This window comes from Allobosea sp. 01N443 (assembly GCF_056399325.1).
This window is the reverse complement of the sequence record NZ_JBFTRC010000137.1, coordinates 1-15,262: the sequence shown is the minus strand read 5'-3', so window position 1 is coordinate 15,262 and position 15,262 is coordinate 1. Positions and strand designations below refer to the sequence as shown.

Here is a 15,262-nt window from a genome sequence, read left to right as displayed (position 1 = left end):
GATCGGGCTTCGGCGTGGCCTGGACAGCCTAATGGCCTGATCAACGGGCGTTGCCGTTATTTTTTGCACGCGCGGCGGCTTCGACAGCTCGGTCCGTATCCGGCTAACTTGTTGATTTTTATCACGTTCCTCCTGTCGTGTTAACCTAACGTTCGTTCGCATCTGCGAAGGGAAGGGCGCGCTACGACGAGGGGGCAACGCGATGCGGCAATTGGGGCTGACTGCGAAGATCACCATGCTGTTTGCGCTCATGGGGATTGCCGCTGGCCTCGGGTTGTTCAGCGCGGTTCGGGGCTTTGACGCGGTCCGCGAAATCGATCGCGATGCCTTTTCGAGCATGGCCTTGGTCAACCGCGCGGCGCTGCTCTCGAATCGCGTGGCGCAGGCCTCGCTGCTCAGCCGCTTCGATGACGCGGCCACGCCGCGTGCGATCGAGACCGCGCTCGATTCCCTTGATGGAGCTGTGGAGCTGGTCGATGCCGCACGAGCCAGTCTGATCTCGTCGTTGCCGGGCGAACTCCGCGATGCCAATCCGACCTTGGATGCCCGGATCAGGACGTTCATTTCATTCCAGCGCGACATCGTCACGATGGGGCGCGAGGTCTCGGCAAAGGCCGCGCTCATCGAGGCCTCGGCCGAGGCGGCGCGCGAGAATGTCCGCCAGATCATCCTCGTCACGTCGAAGCTCGCCGATGGCCTGGACAGGCGTGCGCAGCTCGGCGCTGCAGAGGCTGCGGGGCTAGCTCACGCACTGCGCCTGCGGGTGATCGCGACAGCGGTTGGTCTCCCGCTCGCCTGCGCGCTGCTGGCGATGTACCTGCTCAGGACCCAGCTCACCCGCCCCCTGCGCGATCTGATGGCCGCTATCGCCACCGCGACGGCGACCTCTGCCGTCATCGCGGTGCCGCATGTCCGGCGTCGCGACGAGATTGGCCAGCTTGCCCGCACCGTGCGGGCGCTGAGCGAAGTGCGGGCGACCCTGGTCACCCGCGATGCCGAGGCCGACCGGGCTCTGTTCCACCAGAACCAGCGAACCGAGGAGCTCGGCCGCATCGCCGAGGAATTCGAACACCGGATTGGTGCCGTGCTTCACGATATCGCCGGGTTGAGCGAAGCTCTGCGCACCGCACAACAGGATTCTGCGGTGCGGGCACAGCAGGTCTCGCAGAGCACGGGCACTGCCGCTTCCGCCGTCGACGGGGCGGGGTTGGAGGCACGGCGCATCACCGAGGCGGCCCTGCGCCTGGAGCAGGTGATCGGCCAGATCAATGCGGAAGTGCACCGGGTTTCACAAACGGCGACGGTGGCGACGCAGGATKCCGCTGGCACCTCCGGCCTTGTCCTGCGTCTGACCGAGAATGCGGGGCAAATCCGCGATGTCGTCGACATCATCGAGACGATCGCTCGGCAAACCAATCTGCTTGCGCTGAACGCAACGATCGAGGCGGCGCGCGCCGGCGTGCATGGCCGGGGGTTTGCCGTCGTCGCGAGCGAGGTCAAGGCGCTGGCGGGCCAGACGGCTGACGCCACCGCGCAGATCGTGCGGCGCATTGCAGCGGTCAACGCGGCGCTGTCGCAGGCGGCGCAGGCGGTTTCGGGCATCGTCGCCAGTGTCGGTGCCGTCGAACAGGCCAGCACCGAGATTTCGACCATGGTCGCCTCGCATTCCGAGCTGATGGGCTCGCTCGGGGACACGGTCGCGCGTATTTCGGGTGTGACGGAAACGGCTGCGGGCGCAATGGCGGAGATCGCCGAGGCGAATGCTCAGACTGTCGAACAGGCGGGCAGGGGCGCGTTCGGGGCCCGCGACCTCGACGAGCGCATCGCTGCGCTGCAGGGCGAGGCGGAGGAATTCGTCAGGCGCCTGCGCGCCGCCTGATCCCGTTCTGTTCTTGCGCTTGCATTGCGCGAGCGACTCGCGCCTTTGTGCGGCATGATCGCATATCGGATTCCTTCGCGATGAGCTGGTCGCCGCAACAGGATGCCGCGCTGAGCGCGGTCGCACGCTGGCTACAGGCTGGCGAGCCTCAGGTTTTTCGCCTGTTCGGCTATGCCGGCACGGGCAAGACGACGCTCGCGCGCCATATTGCCGAGGGTGTCGATGGCACAGTCCTCTTCGCCGCCTTCACCGGCAAGGCGGCGCTGGTGCTGCGCAACAAGGGCTGCGATGGCGCCCAGACCATCCATTCATTGATCTACCGCTCGCGTGGCGTCGATGAGGAAAGCCCGACATTCGTGCTCAACCGCGAGAGCAACGCGGCCAAGGCCGGGCTGATCATCATCGACGAGTGCTCGATGGTCGACGAGGAGTTGGGCAAGGATCTGCTCTCCTTCGGTACGCCGGTCCTTGTGCTGGGGGACCCGGCGCAGTTGCCCCCGGTCAAGGGCGGCGGGTATTTCACCGAGACCGAGCCGGACGTGATGCTGACCGAGGTCCATCGCCAGGCTGCGGACAATCCCATCGTCAGGATGTCGATGATCGTCCGCGAGGGAGGGCGCCTCGATGTCGGCGACTACGGCGAGAGCCGGGTCATTCGCCGCGATGCGGTCAATTCCGAGCTGGTGTTGGGTGCCGATCAGGTCCTGGTCGGCATGAACAAGACGCGCCGGCTCTACAATGCGCGCATCCGGCAGCTCATGGGGCGCGATTCCACCGTGCCGGTCGCGGGTGAGAAGCTCGTCTGCCTGCGCAACGACAAGAGCAAGGGCCTGCTCAATGGCGGCTCCTGGATCGTGCAGGAACTCAAGACCTCGAAGAAGGGCCTGATCACGATGCGAGTCACGCCGGAGGACGATACCGGTGGAAAGCCGGTCAAGGTCTCCGTGATGCCCAATTTCTTCGACGGCACCGAGGAGGAGGTGCCGTGGGAGCTGCGCAAGCACACCGATGAATTCACCTTCGGCTACGCCCTGACGGTCCACAAGGCGCAGGGCTCGCAATGGGATGACATCGTCCTCTTCGACGAGGCCTTTGCCTTTCGCGAGCACCGGGCGCGCTGGCTCTATACCGGGCTGACGCGTGCGGCCGAGACGATCACGGTGGTGGTGTAGCGGCAGACCCCCTGGGATTCACAGGGCCTGCGCCGTGGTCCCCTTGGCAATGATGGGGCCGGTCGGCCTCCCTGTCGGCGAGCCTGTCGCGGGTTCCAGGGTGATCTCGAAGAGCTGATCCTTGCCAAGCGGCAGTTGGTCCAGCCTGAGATGGGTCGAGCGGGCACGCTCGATCAGCCCCACCGAACGCGGGCCCACCGCGCGGTCCCACAGTGTCCAGATTTCGAGGGCCTTGCCTTCGGGAACATGGATTGCCTGCAGCGGCACCATCTCCACCCTGCCGTCGGCGAAGGTGTTGACGACCGCTGCAGCGACGCTGGCTTCGGTCATCAGCACGGCGACCATCACGGGCTGGCGCCTGGCCCGATCGAGGGCGTTCAGGAGACCTGCAGCGAGAACGATTATCGCCAGCGCTCCGGCGAGCGCTGCGCCGCGCCAGACGAAGAGGCTGTTCCACCAATCGGCCAGGCGGCTGGTTGCGGCCGCGGCGGGGCGCGACGCCTGAGCCGGTGCTGCACTGCTCATGCCTGCGGGAGCCGCCTGCTGCGCGACGGCCGCCAGCTCGGTCTCGATCCGGCTCCATAGCGCGGCTGGCGGCTCGATGGGCGCGGCGGTGGCATCGATGGCCGCGAAGTGAACGCGCCAGCGCTCGACCGCTGCAGCGAGATCAGGATCGGTCTCGAGCTGCTGGTCGAAGGCCGTGAGGTCGGCCCCCTCGATCAGGCCAAGCACATATTCGCCCGCCAGCGCGGTGCGCTCCTCCGGGCCGAGAGATCTGGTGGAGGAGGGGCTCATCCGAGGCACTCCTTGAGCGAGATCAGGGAGCGGCGAATCCAGGATTTGACGGTGCCGATCGGCATTTTGAGGCGACCGGCGATCTCGCCACGGGTCAACCCCTGGACGAAGGCAAGCAGCACGATGCCGCGCCGCTGCGGTGGCAGCGTCTCCAGGCAGGCGCGGAGTGCCTTGGCGTCGGACAGTTTCGACATCACCGTCTCAGGATCGTCCTCTTCGCTCGCGGTTTCCTCGGCGACAGGCATATCGGTGGTTTCCGTGCGCTTCTCATCCCGCAGGATCGAGAGCGAGYGGTTGCGCAGGATCGCGTAGATCCAGGTCAAGCCGGCACCGCGCTGCGGATCGAACCGCGTCGCATGTCGCCAGATCAGGACGAAGGTATCCTGCACTGCCTCCTCGGCCAGCGCGCGCCGCTTGAGCAGACGCTGGGCCACGCCGATCATACGCGCGGCCTCGGCGTCGTAGATGCGCTTGAGCGCAAGTTTATCTCCGGAGGCACAGTCGCGCAGCGCGGTTTCGATGTCCGTAGCCTTTGGCGGCACTACGGCGTTCATCGCCATCCCTGTCTCCTCCTCGGCGCAGCGCCTCAGCCTTGCGCGAATAGATGAATACGCGGCTCGGCCAGCTTCGGATGCGTCTCAGTTTTTTGTTTTTTCCTTCGCATCCGCTCCTGTGCCGCAAGCTTACCCCGATTGGGTGCCGCGCCAGATCAGGCGGCGAACAGCCCTCGAAACAATGCGACAGACGATTGGGAGGATAACATGCAGATTGCACGCGCCACACGCCTCGCGCTGATTGCTTCCACGATTCTGGGGGCTTCCTTCGCCGCGACCTTGGCAGCCCCCGCCGGAACCCTCGCCGCCCTGACGGGCGACGACACGCTGACAATGATCGATACGGCGACGCAGAAGGCGGGCAAGGCCATCAAGGTCACCGGCATGACCGGCAAGATCGCCGGCATCGATGTCCGCCCCGCCGACGGAATGCTCTACGCGCTGTCGACCGACGGCACGATCTTCACGGTCGATATGGCGAGCGGGAAAGCGACGATGAAGTCGAAGATGGATACCACGCTTGCCGCTGGCACGATGGCGACGGTCGATTTCAACCCGGCCGCCGACCGGTTGCGCGTCATCGGCGCCGACGGCACCAACCTTCGCGTCAAGGTCGAGGATGGCAAGACCACGGTCGACGGCAAGTTGAAATTCGCCGAGACCGACATGCACAAGGGCGAGACTCCGATGGTCGTTGCCGGCGCCTATTCCAACTCCGTGAAGGGCATCAAGGAGACGGCGCTCTACGATATCGACGGCAAGTTCGGCGGGTTGCTGAAACAGGCACCGCCGAATGACGGCGTGCTGGGCGCTGTCGGCAAGCTCGGCGTCACAGCGAAGGCGATCGCCTTCGATATCGAGACCGATGCGTCAGGCGCCAATACCGGCTGGCTGCTGGCGGACGGCACCCTGCATAAGGTCGATCTGGCAACGGGCAAGGCTTCGATGGTGGGCAAGGTCACCGGGCTGAACGGGCCGGTGCGCGACGTCGCGGCGCTGCCGGCGATGTAGGCAAACGGGACCGAAACCGCCTCGGAGGGGCCGCCACGCCGCAGGGCGTGGCGGCCTTTCGATGTTCTATCTCGGCGCACCGCATCGGGGCATGCGATTTTTGCCATAGTTGGCCCGGATGCTCGGCTTTGCCTGCTCAAGGCGAGGGAGCCGTCGATGGCGCGCGATTCGCGGTTGAATATTCTCGGTTTGCAGCGCTTCGGCTTGGGGCTCCGACCTGGCGATCTCACGGCGATCGGCGGCGACGCCCGGGACCTGTTTCTCGATGAGGTCAAGCGCAGGAGCGTTCCCGTTCCGATTGGCCTCGAGCTCGTCGGGCAGGCGCAGATCGGATCGGCGTTCTATGCCTTCCAGGATAAGGAGAAGGCCGAGCGAGAGGCCCCGCGCCCGGCCATGCAGGCGGCGATGATGCCTGCTCCGGGCGGGATGAACGAAGGGCAGGGGGCGTCGGCGCCTCCCGAGCCTCCCTTGCCGCAAAGGATCTACCGCGACGAAGTGGCTGCGCGGATGCGTGCCGGCCTGGAACCGCTCGCCGGTTTTGGCGAACGGCTGGCGCAGTTCTGGTCGAACCATTTCTGCATCTCCGTCTCGCAAGGCAACTTCGTGCGGGTGCTGGCGGGGGCTTATGAGCGTGAGGCGATACGCCCCTATGTCTTTGGCCGGTTCGAAGACATGCTCCTGTCCGTCGAGAGCCATCCGGCCATGCTGATCTATCTCGATAATCAGCAATCGATCGGGCCGAACTCTCCGGCAGGCAAGCGCCGCGGCCGTGGGCTCAACGAGAACCTCGCCCGCGAGATCATGGAACTGCATACGCTGGGCGTCTCCGGCGGCTATTCGCAAGGCGATGTGACGAGTCTGGCTCGCATCATCACGGGCTGGACAGTTGCTGGCCGCGACGGCCGGCTCGGCTTCCCCGGCGCCTTTGCCTTCAATGCCGGCGTGCATGAGCCTGGCGTTCATCCGCTGCTCGGCAAGGATTACGAGGAGGCTGGGGCGGAGCAGGGCAGGCTCGCACTGCTCGACCTCGCGCATCATCCCGCGACAGCCCGGCATGTCGCGTTGAAGCTCGCGCGGCATTTCGTGGCGGACGATCCCCCGCCGGCGCTCGTTTCCCAGCTGGTGGAAACCTGGCGCCGTACGGAGGGCGATCTCGCCGCGGTATCGGCCGCGCTCATTCAGTCGAACGACGCATGGGGTGCGGAGGCCGCGAAGCTGCGCCAGCCGCAGGAGCTTTTGCTGGCGATGCTGCGGGCGCTTGGACGCAAGCCGGAGTTCGGTCCCATCGCAGGAGCGCTCGCGACGATGGGCCAACCACTCTGGCAGCCCTCGGGACCGAATGGCTTTCCCGGAAACAACGATGCGTGGGCGACACCGGAAGGCATCAAGACGCGGATCGACGTGGCGKCAGCGTGGGGGCGTCAGGCGGCTGGTACCGCCAGCGACCCACGGGCCCTGCTCGAGGCGGTGCTGGGCCCGCTCGCTTCAGCCGAGACCAAACAGGCGGTGGCCCGCGCCGAGAGCAAGCCGCAGGCGATCGCGCTCTTGCTGATGTCGCCCGAATTCCAGCGGAGGTGAGCCAGATGTCAGACGCGATCCGCGACGATGACGACGATTGCGAGGCGATGACACCATCACGCCGGTCCGTGCTGGGGGCGGCAAGCGCGCTCTTCGCCTGGTCATTCATGCCGAAATTCGCCCATGCGGCGGCCGGCAGTCGGGATGCGCGCTTCATCACCGTGGTGCTGCGCGGCGCACTCGACGGCCTCGCCGCCGTTCCGCCGATCGGCGACCCGAACTATGCCGATCTGCGTCAGGATATCGCGCTGCAGCGCGATGGATCGGATGCGGCGTTGCCGCTCGATGGCTTCTTCCACCTCCACCCCGCCATGCCCAACCTCGCCCGGCTCTACGGCCAGGGGCATGCCGCGATCGTGCATGCGGCAGCGACGGGCTATCGCGAGCGCTCGCATTTCGATGGGCAGGATGTGCTGGAAAGCGGTCAGCAAGGCCCGGGACGCGTCGATAGCGGCTGGCTCAACCGCATGATCGCGGCGCTGCCGGCCGGTGAGACGATCGCGCGTCACGGGGTACTCGGGGTCGGTGTGGTGCCACCATTGATCGTCAGGGGCCAGGCCCCGGTGCTGGGCTGGGCGCCGCCGGTGATGCCGCGCGCCGGAGATGATCTGATCCAGCGACTGGGCGACCTTTACGGGCAGCGCGACCCCATGCTGGCAAACGTGCTTGCTCGGGCGATCGAGACCGAGACGATCGTGCTCGGCCAGGGCATGGGCGGCGACAGGATGCGATCACGCGGCGGCCCGGGCAATCCCCAGGGCATGATCCAGATCGCTGAGGGAGCGGCGCGGCTCGTTGGTGCCGATGACGGTCCTCGTATTGCGGCGCTGGCCTTCGAGGGCTGGGATACCCACGCCAACGAGGGCGGCGCCAAGGGGCGGCTCGCCGGGCTGCTCGGCGGGCTCGATGGTGCGTTCAATGCGTTCGAGACCGGGCTGAAGCGGGTCTGGAAGGACACGGTCGTGATGGTCGTCACGGAGTTCGGTCGAACCGCCAGGGTCAACGGCACGGTCGGAACCGATCACGGTACCGGTACTGTCGCGTTCCTGGTCGGCGGCGCGGTCAGGGGCGGTCGTGTGATCGCGGACTGGCCGGGGCTGAAACCGGAGCAGCTCTGGGAGCAGCGCGACCTGAAGCCGACCACGGATATCCGGGCGGTCGCAAAGGGTGTCGTGACCGATCTGTTCGGCCTGTCGGGACCGGTTCTGGCCGAGAAGGTATTTCCCGGCACCGGCGATATTGCGCCGATGCCGGGCTTGGTCGTCTGATCCCGATCAGGCCCAGGCGCGCTTGGCGAGCTTGGCCTCGAAGGCGTCGATCTTCGGCGCCTTCTCCATGGTCAGGCCGATATCGTCGAGCCCGTTCAGCAGGCAGTGCTTGCGGAAGGGGTCGATGTCGAACGTCACCGTGCCGCCATCCGGACCCTTGATTTCCTGCTTTGCGAGATCGACCGTCAGCGTCGCGTTGGAGCCGCGATCGGCGTCGTCGAAGAGCTTCTCAAGGTCTTCGGGCGAGACCACGATCGGCAGGATGCCGTTCTTGAAGCAGTTATTGTAGAAGATGTCGGCAAACGAGGTCGAGATCACGCAGCGGATGCCGAAGTCGAGCAGGGCCCAGGGAGCATGCTCGCGCGACGAGCCGCAGCCGAAATTGTCCCCGGCAACCAGGATCTCCGACTTGCGGTAGGCCGGCTGGTTCAGCACGAAATCGGGGTTCTCAGCGCCATCCTCGTTGTAGCGCATCTCCGCGAACAGCGCGGTGCCCAGCCCGGTGCGCTTGATCGTCTTCAGGTACTGCTTGGGGATGATCATGTCGGTGTCGACATTGATCACCTTCAGCGGCGCCGGGGTGGAGGTCAGGGTGGTGAAGGGCTGCATGGCGAGGGCTCCAACAGGTCTTTCTGGCTAGGATATCGTGACGTGGCCGACAACGCGCTTCACAGCTGCGCGGTCAGGAGTTTGAAGCTGGCGAAGGTGAAGAAGGCGGCAAGGCAGGCCTCGGCACGACGGCGGATCTTGCGATAGCCCGCGATCATGGAGGGGGTCGAAAACAGCAGGGCATATCCCTGATTGATCAGAAGCGAGATCAGCAGGCAGCCGATGATGATGGCATGCACCACAACCACGGGTGTTTCCGGGCGCAGGCCGAGCGCGATGATCGCGGTCCAGCTCAAGATCGCCTTCGGGTTGGTCAGGTGCATGAGATAGCCGCGCAAATAGATGCGATGCCCCGAAACCGTGGCTTTCGGCGGGGGCATGTCCACTCGCATCGCTGAACGCGCCGATCGCCAGGCGAGATAGAGCAGATAGACGCCGCCGACGATCTTGATGGCATAGAGCGCACCGGGATGGGCCACGATCACGGCCGAGACGCCGATGGCGGCCAGGATGCCCCAGGTCAGGGAGCCGGTCGTGACGCCGAGTGCGAGCGTCATTCCGGCGCGCCGACCACGCTCCATCGACGTCGCCATCACGGCAAGATTGCTCGGGCCCGGGCTGGCAACTGCAAGGAAGAACGCGGAATAGACCAGGGCCAGGCTCGGCAGATGCCGGATCAGATCGTCCATCATCGTCTATCGCTCCGCCCCGGCCTCGATCGCTTCCATGTCTTCGTCCGAAAAGCCGAAATGATGGCCGATCTCATGGACCAGGACATGGGTGACGATGGCGCCCAGGCCCTCGTCATGTTCGGACCAGTAGTCGAGGATCGGACGGCGATAGAGATGGATCATGTTGGGCATCTGGCCCGTTTGCGGGCCCGAGCCCTGCTGTGGCAGGCCGACACCGGTGAAGAGGCCGAGGATGTCGAAGGGGCTCTCGATCTCGAGTTCCTTCAGCACATCGTCCTCGGGGAACTCGGTGACGTTGATGATCAGGTCCGCGCAGAGCGCGCGGAACTCGTCCGGCAGGCGGTCATAGGCGGTCTGCGCGAGGCTTTCGAAATCAGCGGCGCTGGGCGCCTTGACCTCGTCCCAGGCAACAGCGGACGACACCTCGGCGGATGCCGAGGCGCTGGCGGATGCTTTGATCGAAGGCACGGTTCCCATCACCAGATCTTGAGCTGATGCCCCAGCCACCAGGCGAGCAGCACGACACCGACCAGCGACAGCGCGCGACCGATGCGTCTGCCCCAGAGTTCGACAGTGTCGCCTTCAGGTGCGTCGCGGCCGGAGAAGTGATCGGCGGCGCGGCCCATGGAGGAGCTCAGCAGCCCCTCCTCGTCGCGCTTGACGCGCTCCAGCACTGCCTTGGCTTCGGCTGCCCGGGCGGCTTCGCGGGGATCGCCGGTCATGACCTGTGTCCCCGCTCGCGCATCAGCCCATCTGCCTCACATCGACGAAATGACCGACGAGCGCAGCGGCTGCGGCCATTTGCGGCGAGACCAGATGAGTGCGGCCCTTGAAGCCCTGACGACCCTCGAAATTGCGGTTCGAGGTCGAGGCGGCGCGCTGGCCGGGCTTGAGCTGGTCGGGGTTCATGCCGAGGCACATCGAGCAGCCGGGCTCGCGCCATTCGAAGCCGGCGGCGAGGAAGATCTTGTCGAGACCTTCTTCCTCGGCCTGCTGCTTCACCAGGCCGGAGCCGGGGACGATCATGGCATAGTCGAGCGAGCCGGCGATCGTCTTACCCTCGACGATCTTGGCGACGGCGCGCAGATCCTCGATGCGGCCATTGGTGCAGGAACCGATCCAGATCACGTCGAGCGGGATCTCGGTCATCCTGGTGCCGGGCTTCAGGCCCATATAGTCGAGCGCGCGCCATTTCGACGAACGCTTGGTCTCATCGGCGATGTCATCCGGGTTCGGCACGCTTCCCGCGACCGAGATCACGTCCTCGGGGCTGGTGCCCCAGGAGACGATCGGCGGCAGGTTGGCGGCATCGAGCTTGACGATACGGTCGAAATGCGCGCCCTCGTCGGTGCGCAACGTCTCCCAGTAGCGCAGGGCCTCATCCCAGGCCGCACCCTTCGGGGCCTTAGGCCGGCCGTTGAGATAGGCGAAGGCCTTCTCGTCCGGCGCGATCATGCCGGCACGTGCTCCGCCTTCGATCGACATGTTGCAGACCGTCATGCGGCCYTCCATCGAGAGGGAGCGAATGGCCTCGCCGGCATATTCGATGACCGAGCCGGTGCCGCCCGCCGTCCCGATCTCGCCGATGATGGCGAGGGTGACGTCCTTGGCGGTGACGCCCTTGGCCAGAGCGCCGTCCACCTGGACGAGCATGTTCTTGGCCTTCTTCTGGATCAGCGTCTGAGTGGCGAGCACATGCTCGACCTCCGATGTGCCGATGCCATGTGCCAGCGCGCCGAAGGCGCCATGGGTCGAGGTGTGGCTGTCGCCGCAGACGATCGYGGTGCCGGGCAGGGTGAAGCCCTGTTCGGGGCCGACGATGTGGACGATGCCCTGGCGGATATCGAGCTCGTTGAAATACTCGACGCCAAAGTCCTTGGCGTTCCTGGCCAGAGCCTCGACCTGGATGCGGCTCTCCTCCTCGGCGATGCCGGCCTTGCGGTCGGTCGTCGGGATATTGTGGTCGACGACGGCCAGCGTCTTCTCAGGCGCGCGCACCTTGCGGCCGGTCATGCGCAAGCCTTCGAAAGCCTGCGGGCTCGTGACCTCATGCACCAGATGCCGGTCGATATAGAGCAGGCAGGTGCCGTCTTCCTGGCGGTCGACGATGTGGTCGTCGAAAATCTTGTCATAAAGCGTGCGGGGGGCGGTGGACGACGTCATGTCGATAAGCCTCGGTCGTGGAAATCTGTGATGCCGGCGCTCAAGGCCGGCTGGCGCAACGCAAACAGCCTGTCGCCGGCCAACGGGCCGGTCTCAGGCGCGCCTAAGGCCCGCTGCCGCCGAGGTCGTGAAACGACCGAAGAAGCGCCAGGGCAGGCGCGCATGGTCATGCAGCGCCGCAAAATCCTGCGTCGTCGGGATGCGGCGCAGGTTCGCCTCGCGGCGCACGATGCGGCAGCAGTCATCCTCACTGGGCAGGACAGTGTTCATGACGATGTTCTAGCAGTTCCAAACTGTGCCGGCAACGAAGCCGACGCCGGGCCGCCCAACGCAAAACGCGGCCCCGAGGGACCGCGTTCCGGTATTCACTGCAGCGCAGTGGCGCTTACTTGGCAGCCGACTTGTCGCCCTTGGCAGGACGGGCTTCGACGCGCTCGGCGATACGGGCCGACTTGCCGCKACGATCGCGCAGATAATACAGCTTGGCGCGACGGACCTTGCCCTTGCGCACAACCTTGATGGAATCGATGTTCGGCGAATAGAGCGGGAAAACGCGCTCGACACCTTCGCCATAGGAAATCTTGCGGACGGTGAAGGCTTCGTTCAGGCCGCCGCCGTTGCGGGCGATCACGACGCCTTCATAGGCCTGAACGCGGCTACGCTCGCCTTCCTTGACCTTGACGTTGACCTGCACGGTGTCGCCGGGCTGGAAATGCGGGATTTCCTTGCCTGCGCTCAGCTTGGCGATCTGTTCCTGGTCGATCTGCTCGATGATGTTCATGGGTCTCTCCATGGCCGTTGTCGCGTGTGTTCACGCGGGCGTTACGGCTCGCTGTTTTCAGTTGAGTGGCTGGCCATACAGGAGAGGTAGGGCCTTGTCGAGGGGAATGAGGCGCTGGTGTCGCGCGCTATTTCGCTGCCATGCCAGCTTGCCCCTGCCTGAAGACCAGCCAGCCGAACAAAGCCATGTCGGCCAGCACCGTCAAGGCGCCCACGCCGGCAATCGGATCGCCGGTTGCGTTTCCGGAATGAACCAGGGCCACGCCGACGGTCAGGACGAGCGTTCCGAGGATCCAGAACCAGACCTGGATCACCGCGCTTCTGGCGAGGTCCAGGGATGGATGCAGCCGATAGAAGATGCCGAACAGAAACAAGGAGACCCATCCCAAGAGATTGAGATGGGCATGCGCCGGCAACGCCGAATGATCTCGCGAGATTGCCATGACGATGCCCCATATCATGCCAGCGAGGGCGATGAGGACGGCGGCGCGGAAGCTCAGAGTCGATGCATTCAAGGCAATCTCCCTCGCAGGTCAGGGATCAGAATCCGGTCGGCCGGGCCATCTTTGGTTCTATTGGGACAGGGATTTTCTGGTCAGGATAGAAAGAGGGCAGGTGGATCGCGTCATTTCAATGCAAACTCAATGAAATGGCGAGCAGCCTGGAGTGAGGATGTCCCGATCGAGGCAACAACACAAGATCTGCTTACTTCGTATTGTGACCTCTGACCAAGCCGGTGCTATGCGACAGATCGCGGGGGGGACACAGACCGGGATCTGTCTGCGAGGGCGGGTATCGCTCCATGGGCGCGCGAGGTGGTGTCGGGCGTAGCGGCTGATCGCAGGTCACTCCGTTCGCGATTTCCAATCGCATTCGGAATACCGTGCCCGCATTCACGCGCTTTGCTGGGGCGCTGCCAGGGCGCATAGCGTAAACGGACCCGTGTTCGTCTCTGTTTCGGATTGCTTCAATGCCTCAGGACATCGCCAAAGTCGCTCTCGTCACCGGCGCCGCGCGCGGCATCGGGTTGGCGACCACGAAACGCTTTCTGGCCGAGGGCTGGCAGGTCGCCTTGCTGGATATCGATGGGGCGACGCTGACATTGGCGATGGCGGAACTCAATGCACCGGACACGACGCTGGCGCTGACCTGCGACGTTGCCGAGGCTGCCGCGGTCGAAGCCGCCTTCAAGGCGCTGATGCAGCGCTTTGGCCGGCTCGATGCTCTCGTGAACAATGCAGGCACCGCCGTGTTCAAGCCGATCCTCGAGACGACGCTCGCGGAATGGCAGCGTGTGCTCGCGGTCAACCTCACCGGACCCTTTCTTTGTACGCAGGTTGCGGCGCCGCTGATGGCCGATACGGGCGGCGGCGCGATCGTCAACATCACCTCGATCTCCGGCCTGCGCGCCTCGACCTTGCGCGTCGCCTACGGCACCAGCAAGGCGGCTCTCGCCCATCTCACCAAGCAGCAGGCGGCCGAACTCGCCAGCCTCGGAATCAGGGTCAATGCAGTCGCGCCGGGCCCGGTCGACACCGCAATGGCCAAGGCGGTGCATAGCCCGGAAATCCGGGCCGACTACCATGACGTCATCCCGCTCAACCGCTACGGGCGGGAAGACGAACTCGCCGAGGCGATCTTCTTCCTGTGCTGCGAGAAGGCCAGCTACATCACCGGACAGACGCTTGCGGTGGATGGCGGCTTTGATGCGGTCGGGATCGGTCTGACGACCTTGCGTGGCGAAAGGCGCAATCGCTGATGTCGTGACGGGGCGCGCCGAGGGCATGCTTGGGGACGCTCAGGAACACGGGGCCAGCGGGTGAGGGGGCGGGAAATATTCCCTCGTAGGCGGAGAGTTTCCCGCGCTTTCAATGAACGGACCGAGTCTTTGCGCTCCGGGCTCGATCCGTCGGTTCGCTCCTCAGCATCTAACCTCGCGCTGCAAATGGCTCCATCAAGATGTAGGTGCCATCTGCCCGTTGATGCTTGTCGATCAGGGGGACGAGCCGCACGAAATGCTCGGTGCGGCAATGTGCATCGAGGGCAGCGCGATCCGGCCACTCCTCGATGAAGATGAAGTGCCCAGGGTCCTTCTGATCGATGAAGAGATCATAGGAAATGCAACGCTCTTCAAGCCGGGTCTTTTCGACTAGCTCTTCATAGAGAGGCATGACGAGCCCGATGGCCTCGGTCTTGATGAAATCCTGGGCAATTACCTTCAGCACGAGCATTCCTCTTCGATTTTAGGCCCCGCGGAGCGGCTGCTGTTTGCAGACACCACCGGCGGACTTCCTCTCCTGCACCGCTCGCCCGTCTGAAAGGTGAGCCATTCGCAGGATGCCGGGGATATCGAGCGGCATCCGGCACCGTTCAAGACTGTCCGGCACGCTGGCCTGGGTGCGAACCGAGAGATCGGACCTGGAACATTCTTCTTGCGCTGCGCGGCCAACAGCGCGAACCTTTGCGTCGACATCCCTCTTCGACGGCCGCCCGACCCTGTCGGGCCTGAGCGACCGCCGCCTTTCCGGCGTGGGCGCTGTGACATCGTTCTCGTCGGTTCTTCGCCGCGTTGCGCCGGGCGTCTGCTCTGACGCTGTTGCGCGGCCAAAACCCGAAGGAGGACGCTATGGCTGCGACATCAGGCAATGGAGGTTCGGCCGCCGGCAAGAGAGCTTTGGGGCCGCGATGCATCGCCATCGTTGGTCCCTTTCAAAGCGGCAAGACGACCTTGCTCGAGAGCATTCTGGAGCGCTGCGGCGCG

At 65.0% G+C, this 15,262-nt stretch carries 17 protein-coding genes; 6 read left to right on the top strand and 11 right to left on the bottom strand.

The genetic code is table 11. The features are described 5' to 3' along the window. Positions 1-235: 235 nt before the first annotated feature. Positions 236-1,879 carry a methyl-accepting chemotaxis protein gene (locus AC1DRP_RS25995; protein ID WP_476769952.1) on the top strand — a complete coding sequence of 548 codons (1,644 nt, stop codon included), beginning with the start codon at positions 236-238 and terminating at the stop codon, positions 1,877-1,879. 80 nt (positions 1,880-1,959) lie between these two features. After that, entirely contained in the window at positions 1,960-3,051 is a 1,092-nt protein-coding gene (locus AC1DRP_RS25990; protein WP_441489465.1) for an ATP-dependent DNA helicase, read from the top strand. An 18-nt stretch (positions 3,052-3,069) separates the two neighbouring features. On the opposite strand, the gene AC1DRP_RS25985 is transcribed toward AC1DRP_RS25990, so the two are convergent. Further along, positions 3,070-3,846 carry an anti-sigma factor gene (locus tag AC1DRP_RS25985; RefSeq protein ID WP_441489464.1) on the bottom strand — a complete coding sequence of 259 codons (777 nt, stop codon included), beginning with the start codon at positions 3,844-3,846 and terminating at the stop codon, positions 3,070-3,072. Continuing rightward, positions 3,843-4,406: a sigma-70 family RNA polymerase sigma factor gene (locus AC1DRP_RS25980; protein WP_476769951.1), complete on the bottom strand. Its 564-nt coding sequence runs from the start codon at positions 4,404-4,406 to the stop codon at positions 3,843-3,845. Before AC1DRP_RS25980 ends, AC1DRP_RS25985 begins: the two co-directional genes overlap by 4 nt. A 201-nt stretch (positions 4,407-4,607) precedes the next feature. On the opposite strand from AC1DRP_RS25980, the gene AC1DRP_RS25975 reads away from it, so the two are divergent. The 3 genes from AC1DRP_RS25975 (at position 4,608) to AC1DRP_RS25965 (ending at position 8,257) form a co-directional block, all read left to right on the top strand. Beyond that, positions 4,608-5,411 (top strand): DUF4394 domain-containing protein, encoded by an 804-nt coding sequence (locus AC1DRP_RS25975; RefSeq protein ID WP_476769950.1) that lies wholly within the window; start codon positions 4,608-4,610, stop codon positions 5,409-5,411. A 156-nt stretch (positions 5,412-5,567) separates the two neighbouring features. Continuing rightward, positions 5,568-6,989 carry a DUF1800 domain-containing protein gene (locus tag AC1DRP_RS25970; RefSeq protein ID WP_476769949.1) on the top strand — a complete coding sequence of 474 codons (1,422 nt, stop codon included), beginning with the start codon at positions 5,568-5,570 and terminating at the stop codon, positions 6,987-6,989. Between the two features lie 5 nt (positions 6,990-6,994). Further along, positions 6,995-8,257, top strand: coding sequence for a DUF1501 domain-containing protein (locus tag AC1DRP_RS25965; RefSeq protein ID WP_476769948.1), 1,263 nt, complete (start codon positions 6,995-6,997; stop codon positions 8,255-8,257). 6 nt (positions 8,258-8,263) lie between these two features. Here the strand turns inward: AC1DRP_RS25965 and leuD are convergent, their stop codons facing one another. The 8 genes from leuD to AC1DRP_RS25925 all read right to left on the bottom strand — a co-directional run bounded on the left by leuD (position 8,264) and on the right by AC1DRP_RS25925 (position 13,016). Further along, positions 8,264-8,866 carry a 3-isopropylmalate dehydratase small subunit gene (leuD, locus tag AC1DRP_RS25960; protein WP_043233564.1) on the bottom strand — a complete coding sequence of 201 codons (603 nt, stop codon included), beginning with the start codon at positions 8,864-8,866 and terminating at the stop codon, positions 8,264-8,266. Between the two features lie 59 nt (positions 8,867-8,925). After that, complete coding sequence (locus AC1DRP_RS25955; RefSeq protein ID WP_441489459.1) at positions 8,926-9,558, bottom strand: LysE family translocator; 633 nt, start codon at positions 9,556-9,558, stop codon at positions 8,926-8,928. A 3-nt stretch (positions 9,559-9,561) separates the two neighbouring features. After that, positions 9,562-10,035: a metallopeptidase family protein gene (locus AC1DRP_RS25950; protein ID WP_441489458.1), complete on the bottom strand. Its 474-nt coding sequence runs from the start codon at positions 10,033-10,035 to the stop codon at positions 9,562-9,564. After that, positions 10,035-10,280, bottom strand: coding sequence for a hypothetical protein (locus tag AC1DRP_RS25945; protein WP_113512190.1), 246 nt, complete (start codon positions 10,278-10,280; stop codon positions 10,035-10,037). Before AC1DRP_RS25945 ends, AC1DRP_RS25950 begins: the two co-directional genes overlap by 1 nt. Before the next feature lie 22 nt (positions 10,281-10,302). Then, the gene (gene leuC, locus AC1DRP_RS25940) at positions 10,303-11,721 is read right to left on the bottom strand and encodes a 3-isopropylmalate dehydratase large subunit (protein WP_476769947.1); all 1,419 of its coding nucleotides are present in this window, start codon (positions 11,719-11,721) and stop codon (positions 10,303-10,305) included. 93 nt (positions 11,722-11,814) lie between these two features. After that, on the bottom strand, positions 11,815-11,991 hold the full coding sequence (locus AC1DRP_RS25935; protein WP_162531536.1) for a hypothetical protein: 177 nt from the start codon (positions 11,989-11,991) through the stop codon (positions 11,815-11,817). 115 nt (positions 11,992-12,106) lie between these two features. Beyond that, a complete protein-coding gene (gene rplS, locus AC1DRP_RS25930; RefSeq protein WP_476769946.1) occupies positions 12,107-12,502 on the bottom strand; it encodes a 50S ribosomal protein L19 in 396 nt (131 codons plus the stop codon). A 127-nt stretch (positions 12,503-12,629) separates the two neighbouring features. After that, on the bottom strand, positions 12,630-13,016 hold the full coding sequence (locus AC1DRP_RS25925) for a hypothetical protein (protein WP_476769945.1): 387 nt from the start codon (positions 13,014-13,016) through the stop codon (positions 12,630-12,632). Between the two features lie 455 nt (positions 13,017-13,471). On the opposite strand from AC1DRP_RS25925, the gene AC1DRP_RS25920 reads away from it, so the two are divergent. After that, positions 13,472-14,260 (top strand): SDR family NAD(P)-dependent oxidoreductase, encoded by a 789-nt coding sequence (locus AC1DRP_RS25920; protein WP_441505230.1) that lies wholly within the window; start codon positions 13,472-13,474, stop codon positions 14,258-14,260. A 169-nt stretch (positions 14,261-14,429) separates the two neighbouring features. Here the strand turns inward: AC1DRP_RS25920 and AC1DRP_RS25915 are convergent, their stop codons facing one another. After that, a complete protein-coding gene (locus AC1DRP_RS25915; protein ID WP_476769944.1) occupies positions 14,430-14,732 on the bottom strand; it encodes a putative quinol monooxygenase in 303 nt (100 codons plus the stop codon). Positions 14,733-15,262 lie beyond the last annotated feature (530 nt).